Annotated in this window: 9 protein-coding genes; 3 read left to right on the top strand and 6 right to left on the bottom strand. The window is 71.8% G+C overall.

Annotation, left to right across the window (positions count from 1 at the left end):
- Positions 1-91: 91 nt before the first annotated feature.
- The 3 genes from ACFVWD_RS34140 to ACFVWD_RS34130 form a co-directional block, all read right to left on the bottom strand.
- Complete coding sequence (locus ACFVWD_RS34140) at positions 92-295, bottom strand: hypothetical protein (protein WP_389601752.1); 204 nt, start codon at positions 293-295, stop codon at positions 92-94.
- Positions 292-1,302: an ABC transporter substrate-binding protein gene (locus tag ACFVWD_RS34135; protein WP_389601750.1), complete on the bottom strand. Its 1,011-nt coding sequence runs from the start codon at positions 1,300-1,302 to the stop codon at positions 292-294. Before ACFVWD_RS34135 ends, ACFVWD_RS34140 begins: the two co-directional genes overlap by 4 nt.
- Positions 1,303-1,407: 105 nt before the next feature.
- Positions 1,408-1,758 carry an ATP-binding cassette domain-containing protein gene (locus ACFVWD_RS34130; RefSeq protein ID WP_389601748.1) on the bottom strand — a complete coding sequence of 117 codons (351 nt, stop codon included), beginning with the start codon at positions 1,756-1,758 and terminating at the stop codon, positions 1,408-1,410.
- A gap of 92 nt (positions 1,759-1,850) precedes the next feature.
- Here ACFVWD_RS34130 and ACFVWD_RS34125 point away from each other — a divergent pair, with 92 nt between their 5' ends.
- On the top strand, positions 1,851-5,132 hold the full coding sequence (locus ACFVWD_RS34125; RefSeq protein WP_389601746.1) for an amidohydrolase family protein: 3,282 nt from the start codon (positions 1,851-1,853) through the stop codon (positions 5,130-5,132).
- Here ACFVWD_RS34125 and ACFVWD_RS34120 read toward each other — a convergent pair.
- From ACFVWD_RS34120 to ACFVWD_RS34110, 3 genes are all read right to left on the bottom strand, one after another.
- Positions 5,124-6,758, bottom strand: a complete 1,635-nt coding sequence (locus tag ACFVWD_RS34120; protein WP_389601744.1) for a serine/threonine protein kinase — start codon at positions 6,756-6,758, stop codon at positions 5,124-5,126. The genes ACFVWD_RS34125 and ACFVWD_RS34120 overlap by 9 nt on opposite strands.
- 164 nt (positions 6,759-6,922) lie before the next feature.
- Positions 6,923-8,155: a 4-hydroxybenzoate 3-monooxygenase gene (locus ACFVWD_RS34115; protein WP_389601743.1), complete on the bottom strand. Its 1,233-nt coding sequence runs from the start codon at positions 8,153-8,155 to the stop codon at positions 6,923-6,925.
- Between the two features lie 120 nt (positions 8,156-8,275).
- Positions 8,276-11,551, bottom strand: a complete 3,276-nt coding sequence (locus ACFVWD_RS34110; RefSeq protein WP_389601741.1) for a family 78 glycoside hydrolase catalytic domain — start codon at positions 11,549-11,551, stop codon at positions 8,276-8,278.
- 205 nt (positions 11,552-11,756) lie between these two features.
- Here ACFVWD_RS34110 and ACFVWD_RS34105 point away from each other — a divergent pair, with 205 nt between their 5' ends.
- Together ACFVWD_RS34105 and ACFVWD_RS34100 are read left to right on the top strand one after the other, a co-directional pair.
- The gene (locus ACFVWD_RS34105) at positions 11,757-13,205 is read left to right on the top strand and encodes a serine hydrolase domain-containing protein (protein WP_389601739.1); all 1,449 of its coding nucleotides are present in this window, start codon (positions 11,757-11,759) and stop codon (positions 13,203-13,205) included.
- 660 nt (positions 13,206-13,865) lie between these two features.
- A complete protein-coding gene (locus ACFVWD_RS34100) occupies positions 13,866-14,891 on the top strand; it encodes an alcohol dehydrogenase (protein WP_389601737.1) in 1,026 nt (341 codons plus the stop codon).
- The last annotated feature ends 341 nt before the right edge of the window (positions 14,892-15,232 follow it).

Below are 15,232 nucleotides of genomic sequence, written 5' to 3'. Positions count from 1 at the left end.
GGCTTGATTCTTCAGCCTGTGCGGCGGGGCCCGGCCTCGGCCACGGGGCGGGCACCGCTTCGAGGTGGCGCCCCCGCCCCCCGTACGGGACTCAGTCGCGCGCCGGAGGTGTGTAGAAGTCGCCGCTGGAGACCCAGACCCCCTTCTTCACGACCACGCGCTGCACGCTCCGGGTTCCGAGGTGATCGTTCGCGCTGAACCGCATCACGGGCGAGACGCCGGGATCCACCGCGGTGGCCTTCTCGTACGCCTCGGTGATCGCGGCTGAGGTGACGGGTCCCTTGATGGTCTTCACGATCTGCGCGAACACCTTGGCGTTGCTCCACCCCCACAGCGCGAGGAATCCGGCGTCCTGGCCGGGCTCGTACTTGGCCATCGGGGTCCTGAACTCCTGCACGGCGGGTTCGGCGTCGGAGGGACCTTGACCAGCTGTACGGCCTTGAGCCCCTCGGCGGCGTCCTTGGCCAGGGCGATCGTCGACTCCGCCGCCACGGGCGCATAGCCGTACGTGGCCTGTGTCAGCCCCTGGAGCCTGGCCTCCTTGAGGTAGGCCGCCGCCTCGGGCGAGGTGAGGATCAGGATCACCGCGTCCGGCTTCTCGGCCTTCACCTTGCTGACCACCGGCGTGTAGTCCGTGGTCTGGAACTTGACCGCCAGCCGGTCGACCTCCACCGACGGGTCCACCTTCTTCGCGACGGGCTCCACCTGCTTGGCCACGTTGACGAACGCGGCCGGATCACTGTGGACGACGAGGATCTTCTTCGCGCCGTCCTGGACCGCCCAGGCGGCAACCGCAGCCGCCTGGTCCTCGTACAGGGTCTGCGTACCGAAGAGCCCGGGGCGCGGCGGCTCGTACCAGGACTCGGAGCCGCCCTGCTCGTCGACGATCGGCACCTTCGACTGCGTCAGTACGAACGGGAAGGCCGCCTCGGCCTGAGCCGTCCCGTTGGCGTTGACGATGGCCACGACCTTGTCCTGGCCGATCAACTGGCGCGCGATCTGCACGGTCTGCTGCGGGTCGAAGGCGTTGTCCTTGACGGTCCAGTCGATCTTGCGGCCGTTGATCCCGCCCTGGGCGTTGAGCATCTTGAAGTAGGCGTCGGCGCCCGCCTTCGGCGGCACGCCGTAGGCGGCGACGGCCCCCGTGAGCGGTATCCACGCGCCGATCCTGATGGCCGACTGCTTGCCGCTGCCGGCCTCGGCGGAGTCCTGCCCCGCACACGCGCCCGCGGTGAGCGCCACGGCGGCCAGGACGGCGACGGCCCCGGCGGTGCGGCGGAATCTACTGGTTCTCCGGAGCACGGCTCCACCTCATTCTCGACCTGAGTTCGGTTTGGTCACAGCGAACGGAAGCTCCGGCAGCCGTAGCGCAGGCTCCGACAGTTGCGGCGGAAGTTCCGGCAGTTGCTACGTGGCGGTCGCGGCGGTCTCCCGGTCCCCGCTGAAATACGCCGCCTCGGCCAGGAGGGCGAACGACGGGTCGCCGGGCCTTCCCTGGGCGGCTACGACGCCCTCGTGCAGCACGACGACCTCGTGGCACACGGACATCGCCCGGCTGAGCAGTTGTTCCAGCAGCACGACCGTCAGTCCGTCGTGGGCCAGCCGGACCAGCCGGTCGTAGACCTCGTCGACCAGCGCGGGAGCCAGACCGAGCGCCGGTTCGTCCACGATCAGGACGTCCGGCCGGACGATCAGCGCGCGGGCGATGGCGAGCATCTGCTGCTCGCCTCCCGACAGCGCGGCGGCGGAGGTGGACATCCGGTCGCGCAGCCGGGGCGGCAGCCACTCGGTCGTCTGGCGTGAATGGCGCTGTTGCTCCCGGGCTTTGAGATGAGTAAGCGTTCTCTGTCATGGAACGCGACCGGAGTCCAGAAGCCCTCCCCACCTCCCGTCCCTCCCCGCTTTCCCCGCCTTCTTCGCTCCCCCCTCTCTCTCGTCTCTCCCGTCGTCAACTCCTCGCCGCGGCAGGCGTCGCGGGTGTCGTGGGCGTCTCCTCCACCGCCCTGGTCCCCGCTCCGGCCGCGGCGAGCAGCCGCGCCACGCTCTCCCTGTCGTTATCGGCGGCCACCAACGGCGCGGCCACGCTCTCGCCGGCCGGTGACCGGCTGATCGTCGAGATCCAGCATGTGCTGTGGTCGCTCCCGCGCACCGGCGGCCGTGCCGTGCCCCTCACCCCGGCCGGCCTCGAACCCAACCGGCCCACGCACTCCCCGGACGGCAAGCTCATCGCGTTCTGCGCGTACCAGGGCGGCGGCTACCACCTGTGGACCATGCGCCCCGACGGCTCGGACGTACGGCAGCGCACCGACGGCCCCTGGGACGACCGCGCCCCGGCCTGGTCCCCGGACGGCACCCGGATCGCCTTCGCCTCCGAGCGCCGTGGCGACCCGGTCGAGGGCAGCCCGTACCGCATCCACGTCCTGGACGTGGCAAGCGGCGAACTGACCCGCGTCACCGGGCTCACCGGTCAGGACGGCCCACTTCAGGACGGCCCCTGGGAGGACTTCGACCCCACCTGGTCTCCGGACGGCAAGCGCGTCCTCTTCGTCCGCGCGAAGGCCGTCACTCTGCCCACGGGGCCCGGCCTCGAAGCCCGCACCATCGCCGCGGTACCGGCCGGCGCGGTGGGCCCGGTCGTCGTCGAGCACACGGAGACCACGGCCGCGCAGGTCATGACCCCGGCCCTGGCTCCCGACGGCTGCCGCCTCGCGTACCTGCGCGTCACCGCTGCCCCGAACGCCTCCTGCACCCTCGTCGTCGACGGCACGCCCGTCGCGCTCGCCGGAGATCTCGCACCCGTGCCGCCACGCTGGACCGCGGCGGGGGAACTGCTCCTCACCGTGGACGGCCGCTTCACCCTCGTACGACCGGAGAAGCCGTCGCGGACCGAGCCGATCCCCTTCCAGGGCGAACTGCCGGTGGACCGGCCGCGGTACCGGTTCAAGGAGTACGACCTCGGCGAGGCTCGGGTGCGCCCGGTGCGGGGCATCCACCTGCCCGCGCTGTCTCCCGACGGACGGCGGATCGCCTTCGCCGCCCTCAACTCGCTCTGGCTGGCCGGAACGTCGGGCGGGCGCCCGCCCGAGCGACTGCGGAAGTCCGGGCCCACCCGCTATCTGCTCGCACCGGTGTGGGCGCGCGACGGACGATCCCTCCTGTACGCCGACGACCGCGACGGACTGCTCGGCGTGTACCGGCGCGATCTCGCCACCGGCGAGGAGACCGCGCTCGCCACGGGCGGGCGGGTCCATCCCGCGCTCTCGCCCGACGGGAAGCGGCTCGCCTGTCTCGACATGACCGGAAGGCTCGTCCTGCGCGATCTGGGCAGCGGTGAGGAACGCGTCCTGGTGACGCCGCTCGGCGGTGGCGGGCTGCCCGGCCGCCCCAGTTGGTCACCCGACGGCAGATACGTCGCGCTGTGCGACCGTAACCGCCTGAACCTCCGCTTCCGCGAGGGCTACAACGTCATCCGGATCGTCGACACCACCACACGCACCGACCACCTCCACGCCGTCGCGCCCCACGTCTGCATCGCCGACCGCTACGACTCCGGACCCGTCTGGTCGCCCGACGGACGCTGGATGGCGGTCGTCGTCGAGTCCGCGCTGTGCCTGCTGCCCGTCGCCCCCGACGGCGCCCCGACCGGTGCCCCGCGCACCCTCGCCACCGAACCCGCCGACCACCCCTCCTGGTCCGGCGACTCGAAGACCCTCCTGTACCTCTCTTCGGGCCGTCTGCGGCTCATCGGCATCGACGGGGGCGAGAGCCACACCGTCCGGGTCCCGCTCGACCAGCACAGGACCGCCCCCGCCGACACGGTGGTGCACGCCGGGCGCCTGTGGGACGGTACCGGCGAGTCGGTCAGGGACGACGTGGACATCGTCGTACGCGGCGGACGCGTCGCCGAAGTCGCGCCGCACCGGGCCCGCGGCCGTGGCGCCCTCAACAGGATCGACGCCTCGAACCGGACCGTGATCCCCGGGCTGTGGGACACCCACACCCACCCCTGGCAGAGCACCTACGGAGGTCGCCAGACCGTCGGACAACTGACGTACGGGATCACCACGGCCGTCTCCCTGGGCGGATTCTCCTACGAGCAGGCCCGCATCCGCGAGGCGGTGGCCGTCGGCCAGCTCGCCGGACCCCGGCTGCTGACGACCGGCGAACTGCTCGACGGCTCGCGGGTCGCCTACAGCATGGGGCGCGCCCACCGCACGAAGGACGGTCTGCGCAGGTCGCTGGAGCGGGGTGCCGCCCTCGACTGGGACTTCGTCAAGACCTATGTAAGAGCGCCCAGTTGGGTGATGGAAGAGGCCGCGCGGTTCGCGCACGAACGGCTCGGGGTGCGCTCGGGGAGCCATCTCCTGTCACCCGGCGTCCAGAGCGGACAGGATCTGACGACCCATCTGCTGGCCACTCAGCGCGGTGAGTTCGGACACGCCCTGACCGCGACCGGGCGGGCGTACGAGGACGTCGTGGAGATCTACACCGGGCAGGGCGTCAACTTCGCCCTCGTCGCCACGCCGTTCACCTCCGCCCCGCTGCTCGGCGCCGATCCGGGGCTCGCCGACGACCCACGCGTCACCGTCGTCATGCCCCCGTGGGACTCCGCCGCCGTGCGGCAATCCGCGGGTGTGCCGCCCACCGCGGCCCAACTGGTCACCCTGCGCACCGAGACGGACGTCTACCGGCGGGTGCTGGCCGCGGGAGGTCTCGTCGCGCTCGGCACGGACCAGCCCCTCGTACCGGTCGGGCTCTCCCTCCACCTGGGCCTGCGCGCCCTGCACCGCGGCGGACTGTCCCCGGCCGGGGCGCTGCGCACCGCGACCGTCCTGCCGGCCCGCCTCTTCGGTCTCGACGGCGACCTCGGCACCGTACAGCCGGGGAAACTCGCCGATCTCACGGTGGTGGACGGCGATCCCTTCGAGGACTTCGACACCCTCGTCCGCACCGTGTCGGTGCTGAGGGGCGGAACGCCGTACGTGACGGAGGACCTGGTGGCCGCCGTCGAGCCGCCATCGCAGGTCTCGGCATCGGCATCGGAGCGCTGGCGCGCCGTGACCGAGGACGACTGGCTCGAAGCGGGGCGGCTGATGCGTGAGGACGGCTGCTGCGGCACGGGTTCACTGTGATCCGCCCCTGAAGGTCCGCAGGAAGGTGGCCAGGGCCGCCTGGTTGGCGGCGGTGTTCCAGTCGGCGGCCGGGGTCGTCCACCTGAGCGAGAAGCCCTCGTGGTCACCGATGAGGTAGCCGCGCCCGAACGTGCGCTCACGGACTCCGCCGTTCGTCGAAAGCCACTCCATGTCCGCACCCTTGTAGCCCTGGTAGGTGACGGCGCGGATGTCACCCAGTCGTTCGTACGCGATGGAGTCGCCGCGCAGCGAGGTGTCCACCTCGCGCCAGACCGCGACGGGGTCCGAGGTGAGCTGGGTGCTGTAGGTGACGACCAGCGTGCGCGGGTCCCCGCCCGCGCCGAGCGTGACCCGGTAGGAGCCGTCGGCGGAGTTCTCGGTCCGCACCGGCGTCCAGCCCTTGGGCAGCTCGACGGAGAAGCCCTGGGGCGCGGTGTAGCGGAAGAAGTCGGCCGGCGGATCCTCGGCGACGGTGTGGGACGGCGAAGGTGAGGCGGAAGCGGACGAGGAGGAAGGAGGGGAGGGGGACGTCGACGGGGCCTGCTGGGGAACAGAGCTGCTGAGAGAGGCGCTCGGCGTGGGGGACGGTTTGGCGGAAACCGTGGGTGACGGCGCCGGGCCGGACGCGGAGGTGCCGCGCTCGGACAGCCCGCCGGCCGCGGTGAGCCCGGCGAAGCAGACGACCGTCACGGCCAGCGCCCCGCCCAGCAGCACCGGGCGGCTGAGGGGCACCTTGCCCCACACCCGCCCCGTCGGCGGGGCGTCGAGGTCCCGGAATACCGGCAGGGTCTCGGTGGGCATCGAGTCCTCGTCGAGTTCCGCCTTGAGAATGCGCGCGAGCGCCTCCCGCACGACCGACTCGGGCACCCGCTCCACGGGATCCCTGCGCAGGAGCCCCTGAATGGCCGGACTGAGCGGCCCGGCGCTCAACGGGGCCCGGATGGGCAGCCGTTGCACGGCGCGGAACGTCGCTTCGAGCCCTCCCCGGTCCCGGATGGCCGGCCGGCCCTCGACCATCTCGTACATGATCGCGCCCAGCGCCCACAGGTCCGTAGCCGGTCCACCGCCCTCGCCACGGGCCTGTTCGGGGGAGGCGTACGACGGTGCCGTGACGCGCGGGGACGCGCTGGCCCCCATCAGCCCGAAGCCGGCCACCGTGACCCCGCCCCGCTCCGACACCCACACCTGGCCCGGGCTGAGGTCGCCGTGTGTGATCCCTTCCTGATGGGCCGCGCCCAGGATGTCGAGGACGCCGAGCCCGATTTGGGCCGCGCGGACATAGTCCACCGGGCCGTGTCCGAGGAGCGCGCTCAGCGGAACGCCCTCCGGCCGTGCGGTGACCGTCCACAGGAAATCGTGGTCCTCGACGACGTCGACGACGACGGACACCCGCCCGGGGCAGACCAGCCCGAGAGCCTCGGACTCCCGGGTGATCCGGACCGCGGTGCGCAGCTCCGCCTCCTCACGGAGATGGGCCGGGAGCCGGGAGCGGGTCACCGTGACCGGCCGCTCGGACTCGACGTCCTGACCGTGCCAGCCGTCACGCCCTTCCTCGTGGTGGACGACCTCCAGCAGTCGGTATCTTCCGGCGACCAACTCATCCGTGGAGACTTGCACCTTGACCATGGTCATCCCTCGCTGCGCACCGGACTCTCACCTTTCCCGGTTGTACGGCGGGTGTGACGTTGTGTGTTCAAAGGCGGGCGATTCCGGGGCCCCGTTTTCCGGAATTCTTTGCGCGTAGCGCACCCGTGCGAAGAATTCAGGCCTCGCCCCCACCGCGGTTCATGTCACGGTGTCGTCGTGGACACCGGGCCGGTGTGCTTGCCGATGTACGACTCGGCGAACGTCGCCGCCGCGGGTGAGCCGAGGATCCGTCGGAGGCGGGCTCGCGCGGCACCCGCCCGGAACGGATCGCCCGAGGACGGTCCGTGCAGCAACTCCGAGAACCACTGGGAGAATTCCTGGTACTCCCACACCCGCCGCAGACAGGCCGCCGAGTAGCCGCGCAGTCCGTCGGAGTCCCCCCGCAGGTAGTAGGCGACGAGCGCGTCGGCCAGCAACAGGGCGTCGTGCAGCGCGAGGTTCATGCCCTTCGCGGCGATCGGAGCGACGAGGTGCGCGGAGTCGCCGGCCAGGAACAGCCGCCCGTACGTCATCGGCTCCACGACGTAGCTGTGCATGTCGAGGACGCGTTTCTCGATCAGCGGTCCCTCGGTGAGCGGTGGGGCTCCGGCGACCGACAGCCGGGCGCGGAGCTCCGACCAGACGCGGTCGTGCGACCAGTTCTCCGGGTCCTCGCCGGGCGCCACCTCCAGGTAGTAGCGGGTGACTTCGGGGCTGCGAGCCATGTGGGCGCCGAATCCGCGCGGGTGGACACCGAAGACGACGCAGTCGCTGGACGGCGGTGCCTCGGCGAGCAGCGCCAGCCAGCCGACCCCGTAGTCGTACCGGGCCACCGTGTGCCGGTCCGGGGCCACATGGGTGCGGGTCACTCCGCGCGCGCCGTCGCAGCCGGCGACGATGTCGCAGTCGATCCGCCGGCGCTCACCGGTCTCCGGATCGGTGTAGAGCACCGCCGGCCGGTCGCCGTCGATGCCGTGGAGGGCCACGTCACGCACGCCGAAAAGGATCTCGCCGCCCTTCACGTCGGCGTACTCGTGCAGCAGGTCCGTCACCAGCAGCGGCTGGGGATAGACGAAGTGCCGGTCCCCGGTCAGCGCGGCGTACCGGAAGCGGTGGCGCTCGCCGTCGATCCGGAACTCGCACTCGCTGTGCGCCTGCGCCCGCTCCACCAGCCGGTCGGCCAGCCCCCGTTGACGCAGCGCCCGTACCGCCCACTCCTCGATGAAGCCGGCGCGGGGCCGCTGTTCGACGAACTCCCGGCTCTCGGTCTCGAGGACCACGCAGTCGACGGACGCGGCCCGCAGGATGTTGGCGACGGTGAGCCCGGCCGGTCCCGCACCGATGATGACGACGGGGACGCGCGGCGCCGGCGCAGATGTGGGGGAGGGGTTGATCATTCCGGCATTATGGCGGCGATCCGACAAGCCCTCACACCGCCTGCGCAACCCTCTGACACGGCTCGCACAACCCCTCCGCCCCTGCCCGCGCCGATGTGCCGTGGCGTCCCCGGGCGTGACTCAGACGCGCGCCACGAACTCCCAACTCCCGTGCGGTACCGCGTACACGACGAATCCCGGCTCCGAGCGCAGCCACCTCGCACCGTCCGTCGACGCGACGGCCGAGCGGTCGGCTGCCGGCACGTGCACCTCCGCCGTCGCGCCGACCGGCACTTCCACCGACAGCCGGGTCGTCCCGTCCACGACGGACCACGCGGCCGCCGCCCGGCCGCGCACGGTCCGCACCGAGGTACGGGCCCAGTCCACGCCCGTACGGCCGTCCGGGCGGACCGTGAAGGTGCGGTAGCCCGCGTCGCCGGGGCGCAGGCCCGCCACGTTCTCGTAGAGCCACTGCACCACGGTGCCCAGGAAGTAGTGGTCCCGGGAGCGGGAGTCGAGCGGCCACATCTCCCACATGGTGTCGGCACCGTTGTCGAACCAGTACCCCCAACCGGGGTAGGTGCGCTGGGTGGCGAGGGCGTGGGCCACGTCGGGATGCCCCTGGGCCGAGAGCTCGCGCAGCAGCACGCTGGTGCCCAGCGCCCCCGTGTTGAGGTGGTTGCCACGCCGTGCGATGTCGGCCAGGAGCGAGTCGACCACGCTCGCCCGGGCGCCCGGCGGGACGAGCCCGAAGGCCAGCGGGACGCAGTTGCTGGTCTGGCGGTAGTCGGGGTCCTTCGCCGTGCGGTAGTGGCCGTCCGCTCCGAGGAACGCCGTGTTGAACGCCTCCTTGAGCGCGTCGGCCGTCTTGCGGTAGCGGGCCGCCACCTCGGTGTCGCGCAGCAGGTCCCCCAGTTCCGCGGTTCCGGTGAGCGCACGGTGCAGATAGGCGGTGGCGGTCAGCCTGGTGTCCTCGGGCGGGTTGCCGCCGTAGCCCGGCGGCAGCCAGTCGCCGAGGGCGGTCACCGCCAGCCCGTCCTGGAGACGCCCGATCTCCCAGTCCAGGTAGCGGATGAGCGGCGCCCAGTGGTCACGGGCGAGCCGCTCGTCCCCGTACACGCGGTACATCTCCCGCAGCAGGAAGGGGTACACCGTCGTCCACTCCGGAGCGGGGGCCAGATCGTGGTAGCCCCAGCCTCCGCTCGGCACGATCACCGGCAGCTGTCCTTCGGCATTCTGACTGTCCCTCAGGTCACCCAGCCACTTCGTCAGAAAGCGGTGCACACCGAAGGCGTACGCCATCACTGGCGCCCCGAGCTGCGCGTCGCCGGTCCAGCCGTTCTTCTCGTACACGGGTGTGTCCGTCGGAATGCCGTGGAGGTTGTTGAGGACGGTGCGGCGCATCGCCCCGTCCAACTTCTCGTAGAACGGCTCGGAGCAGGAGAACGTGCTCGTCGACGCCACCCGCGTGTGCACGACCCGGCCGAGCACCTGCTCGGGCCCCGGCTTCGCGGGCAGCCCGCTGACCTGGACGTAACGGAAGCCCTTGTACGAGAACCTGGGCTCCCACACCTCGTCTGCGCCGCCGCCCGCACACACGTACTCGTCCGTCTGGCAGCGGCCCGGCACCAGGTCGTTGCGGGCGATCACACTGCCGTCGGAGTTCAGCCGCTCCCCGTGGGCCAGCCGGACGGTCGTCCCCGCCTCGGCGCGCACGGTCAGCCGGGTCCAGCCCGCGAGCGTCCGCCCCATGTCGACGACGTACACGCCCTGGCTCAACTCGCTGATGTCCACCGGGCGTACGGTCTCAGCCACCTCGATCGGGTCGTGCCCTTGAGCGCGCAGGGTGCCCTTGGGCGCGGTCTGCCGCTGGGCCTCCTGCCAGGAGCGGTCGTCGAAGCCGGGGCGTGACCAGCCCCGGGGTGCCTTGCGGGCGTCGTAGGTCTCGCCCGCGTAGAGGGAGTTGGAGAGGGTCGGTCCGTCGGTGATCCGCCAGGTGCCGTCCGTGGCGACGGTGGTGCGCGAGCCGTCCGGATGGTCGATCTCCAGCTGCGCCAGCAGCCGGGGTTCACCGTGCCAGGGCGCTCGGTTCCAGTTCCACGCGGTGGGGGTGGTCAGGCCGAAGAAGCCGCGCCCGAGCGTCACCCCGATCGCGTTGGCACCGCGCCGGACGCGGTCCGTGACGTCGTGCACCGCGTAGAGCGCCGTCTCCTCGTAGTCCGTGAAGCCGGGGTCGAGGACCTGACGGCCGACGCGGACGCCGTTGATCTCGGCCTCGTAGTAGGCGAGTCCGCTGATGTGGAGGCGGGCGCGCACGACGTCCTTCGGGACGGTGAACGTCCGCCGCAGCAGGGGAGCGGGCTGTTCCGGGACGCCGACGGAGACCCCGGTGCCCCAAGGGCCCTGTCCCCAGGGCGCGAGCACGGCGGCCCCGGACCAGCCCGTGTCGTCGAAGTCGGGCCGCTGCCAGCCCTGTTGCTCACTTTCGGCGCAGCGCCAGCCGTCGCCGGTGACGAGTTCGACCGTGTCGCCGGACGTGGTCTCCACGATGAGGCGGAGCAGGAGCCCGCCCGGATTGGCGGACCCGTTGTCACGGTTGGTCGCGACGGCGGCGACCACGATCCGCCCGCCGCTCGCCCCGCGCACCTGATCGGTGACCTCGGCGAGATGCCCGGTGCGCCAGGCGTCCGTCTGCTGGGGCTGATACAGGACCTGCTGTCCGTCGACGTAGAGCGTGAAGTCGTCGTCGGCCGTGGCCACCAGTCTCGCCCTGCGCACCTCACTGCCGGTGGGGAGGGTGGTCGCGGTACGGAACCAACGGGGCCCGACGGGGGCGGAACCGGTGGTCGAGCCGGGCGACCAGATCCAGGACGCCCCGTCGAAGCCGGGCGGTTCGGGAAGGGCCGCCGCCCCGATCCAGAACCCCTGCCAGCCGTCCTTCGGCAACGTTGTCTCCCACCAGCGCGGGGTACTCCACGCCGATGGGCGGCCGTCGCCGTCCCAGACCCTGACCTGCCAGTGGTAGCGGGTACGGGGCCGCAGTGCGGGCCCCGCGTAGGCGATGCCGACGGTACGGTCCGACTCGACGCGCCCCGAGTCCCAGACCAGGGGCCGCCCCTCGCGCAGGTCCTTCTCGGTGAGCGCCACCCGTACCCGGTACGCGGACTGCCGCGCGCCCCGGCCCGGGGCGGTCAACTCCCAGGTGAGTCTGGGGTGTTCGACCTCGGTGCCGAGCAGTGTCTCGGCGTACTCGACGGTGGTGCGGTCGATGCGCAGCCCGCCCTCCCGCGGCGCGTCGGTGCTCGCTCCGGGGGTCGCGGAGGCGGTGTGGGCGCCCCCGGACCCGAGTGCGACGGTGGCGCCCGGTCCGACGACGGAGCTGCGCAGGAAGACGCGGCGGTTCCAATTCTTGGCCATGTGTCGCCCCTCGATGGTGAAGTCGATGGTGAAGCGATGAATTGAAACGTTTCATTCCACTGGTAACGATCCTACGCATCACGTCACTTCAGCCTCAAGGGTCCTGCACGCACCTCGTGGACAGACGGTGTCCGCCGACGGAAAGATGTCAAATGCCCACAGTGCCCCGCTCCATCACCGCCCGAGCCGCCCGGAGGCAGCCTTCATGAGCTCCCGTTCCCTGCCCGCCAGCACCCCCGCCGCCGAGGGGGTGGACGCCGCGGGCATTCATGCCTTCCTCGACGCCGTCGAGGCGGCGCCGGACATCGAACCGCACAGCCTGATGATCCTGCGCCACGGGCACCTCGTGGCCTCCGGCTGGTGGGCGCCGTACACACCTGAGCGTCGCCACCTGCTGTACTCGCTCAGCAAGAGCTTCACGTCCACGGCCGCCGGATTCGCCGTCGCCGAAGGCCTGTTGCGCCTGGACGACCCCGTGATCTCGTACTTCCCCGAGTTCGAGGCCGACATCACGGATCCGCGCAGCCGCGCCATGCTCGTACGCCATGTGGCCGCCATGGCCAGCGGCCACCTCGAAGAGACCTACGCGACCTCGATCCGACGCGACCGCGACGAGATCGTACGGGGGTTCCTGCTCTTTCCGCCGGACCGGGACCCCGGGAGCGTCTTCGCCTACAACCAGCCCTGCACATACACACTCGCCGCGATCATCCAGCGCCTGACCGGCCAGTCGTTGACGGAGTATCTGCGGCCACGGCTGTTCGACCCGCTGGGCATCGGCGAGACGGCCTGGCTCCAGCGGCCGCCCGGGCGTGACATCGGCTTCAGCGGTCTGCACGCCACGACGGACGCGATCGCCCGGCTCGGCCAGTTCTATTTGCAGGACGGTGTCTGGGAGGGGCGGCGGCTGCTTCCGTCCTCATGGATCGAGGAAGCGACCCGCGCGCACATCTCCACCGCGGACGGTACGCAGGAGGGCGCGCTGTCGGACTGGCAGCAGGGGTACGGCTACCAGTTCTGGAGGAGCAGGCACGGGTACCGCGGCGACGGCGCGTACGGGCAGTTCTGTCTCGTCCTGCCCGAGCACGACGCCGTGATCGCGACGACCGCGGCGGCCGAGGACACGCAGGGTCTGCTGAACCTGGTGTGGCGCCACCTCCTCCCGGCGTTCGGTGCCGAACCGCTCCCGGGCACGGCGGACGAGGGCGTGCGCCGCCGCCTCGCGGAGCTGGCTCTGCCCCCGGTCGAGGCGAGCCCCGAGCCTCCCGCGCGGGGCGATGACTGGAGGAGCGCGGTGTTCGCGCCGGAGGACGGTGAGTGCCCGCAGCAGCGGACCTTGACGGGCGTCACGGTCACGGCCGACGCGGACGGGAAGGGCTGGGGCGTGTCGCTCGCGGAGGACGACGAGCTCATCGAGTTGCGGCTCGACGCGACCGGTTGGACCCCCGACGCGGGCGACCCGCCCACGGCGGTCAGCGGAGGCTGGACGGACCAGGACACCCTGCGCCTCGACGTGCTGTTCCTGGAGACCCCGCACCGACTGACCGTGACCTGTTCGCTGCCGGAGGGGACCTTTACCGTGCGCTGGCACACGACACCGATCCATGGCGGTCGGCTGCGCTCGCTCCGCGCGCCCGTGGGGGATCGGGTGTGACAGCCGAGACGGCTGGGTTTCCGCCCGGGGCGGGCAGTCGGGCGCCCTTGTCCGGCAGGTCGTGGGCGGTGGGGTGACGGGCGGTCGAGGGGGTGGTGTGCCGCTCGCCTCGGCGCCGAGGAGGGGGCGTTTCGGCAGCGGGCGTCACGGGACGCCGTGGCTGCGGTGCGCCGTGAACGCGCGGCTCGCGAGTGGCGGCCTGCACTGGGGCCCGTCCGGCGGATCATGGCGGAGACGCGGGGTCCGGCACGCCCATCTGCGCTCAAGAGGCTCCGTTACGTCTCTCCGGCCTGATCCGCCGGACAGGCCCCGACCGAGGACGTCTCCAACGTGCTTCGCGGCCGCTCCACCGGCACCGCCGGCCCGCTCGTCCCGGTGGCGCCGCCGCCGCGCTCGCGGTGGACGGCGAACTCGCCGAGCGTCCCGCTGTGACCTGAAGTAGCGTGAGGTTACCCGCGCCCGTCCGTCCGTGGCCTGCCGAGGCTCGGCAGGCGGATCCCGCCCGGCCGTCGGCCGACACCGCCACCGCCACCGGAGCGGAGCAAGCCGGTCGGGTTCGTGTGTCTTCCGCGTGCGGCCCGCGCGCCTGTCACCGGCCCCGTGACCACCTGCGGGCGGAGCGCTTCGAGATCAGACCGACTCTCCAAGGCAGGGATCCGGATGACTACCTACCACGTCGCGCAGGTGACCGCCCCCGGCGGTTCGTTCGAGGTCGTCGAGCGTGAGGTGCCGCGGCCGGGCCCCGGACACGTACGGGTCACCGTCGACGCCTGCGGGGTGTGCCACAGCGACACCCTCTTCGTGAACGCCGGCGTGCCCGGCGTGACGTTCCCGGTGGTCCCCGGGCACGAGGTCGCCGGGCGGGTCGCGGAGCTCGGCGAGGGAACGCAGGACTGGGGCTGGCAGGTGGGTGACCGGGTGGCGGTGGGCTGGTTCGGTGGCGCGTGCGGCCACTGCACACCCTGTCGGCAGGGCGACTTCATCGTGTGCGAGAACCTGCGGGTCCCCGGATGGGCGTACGACGGTGGCTACGCCGAGACGGTGGTCGTGCCCGTGGACGCGCTGGCCCGGATCCCCGACGGGCTGGGGGCCACCGACGCGGGGCCCCTGGCCTGCGCGGGCGTGACCGTGTACAACGGCATGCGGCGCAGCTCGGCGCGGCCGGGTGACCTGGTCGCCGTTCTCGGCATCGGCGGCCTGGGACACCTGGGCGTGAAGTACGCGACCGCGATGGGTTTCGAGACCGTGGCCATCGCCCGGGGTGCCGACAAGGCCGACTTCGCCAAACAGCTCGGCGCGCACCACTACATCGACAGCACGGCCGGCACTCCGGTCGCCGAGGCGCTTCAGTCCCTCGGGGGTGCGCAGGTCGTCCTGGCCACCGCGTCGAACTCCGCCGCGATCACCGCGACCGTGGACGGTCTGCGTGCCCGCGGTGAGCTGGTGGTCGTCGGCGTGGACATGGAGCCGCTCGGCATCAGCCCGGTCCAGCTGCTGATGGCGGGCAAGGCCGTCAGCGGCCACCCCAGCGGCACCTCGCAGGACATCCAGGACACCATGGAGTTCAGCGCCCTGCACGGCATCCGTCCGATGACCGAGGTCGTGACGCTGGGCGAGACCGACGAGGCGTACCAGAAGATGCTCTCCGGTGCCGCCCGCTTCCGGATGGTGCTCACCATGAGCTGACACGGCGGCTCGGCAGCCCGGGTGGCGTTCGGCGAAGTGGTCCAGGTCGCCCGGGGAGTGCCGCGGCAGGCCGTCCCGTACGGCGAGGGCGGTGGCCTCGGCGAGGGCGGGCATGACCGGGGTCGGCAGATGAGGTCGGCAGGTGTCGGGCCTCGGGTTCGTACGCGTCGGCGTGTTCCGTCTTCACCGCCTCGGCGAGTGACGACAACGCGGCAGATGCGCGTGCCAAGCCCCGCGTCTGCGGCATGATCCGCCGGACAGGCCCTAGCCGACAGTCGTCATGTTCGTCAACTCCCCTTGCCTGGCTGGCAATTAATCGACCGCGCATTGGTCCCGTCGTC

This window comes from Streptomyces sp. NPDC058086 (assembly GCF_042885015.1).
Classification (GTDB): domain Bacteria; phylum Actinomycetota; class Actinomycetes; order Streptomycetales; family Streptomycetaceae; genus Streptomyces.
This window is presented reverse-complemented; position numbering and strand designations above follow the sequence as displayed.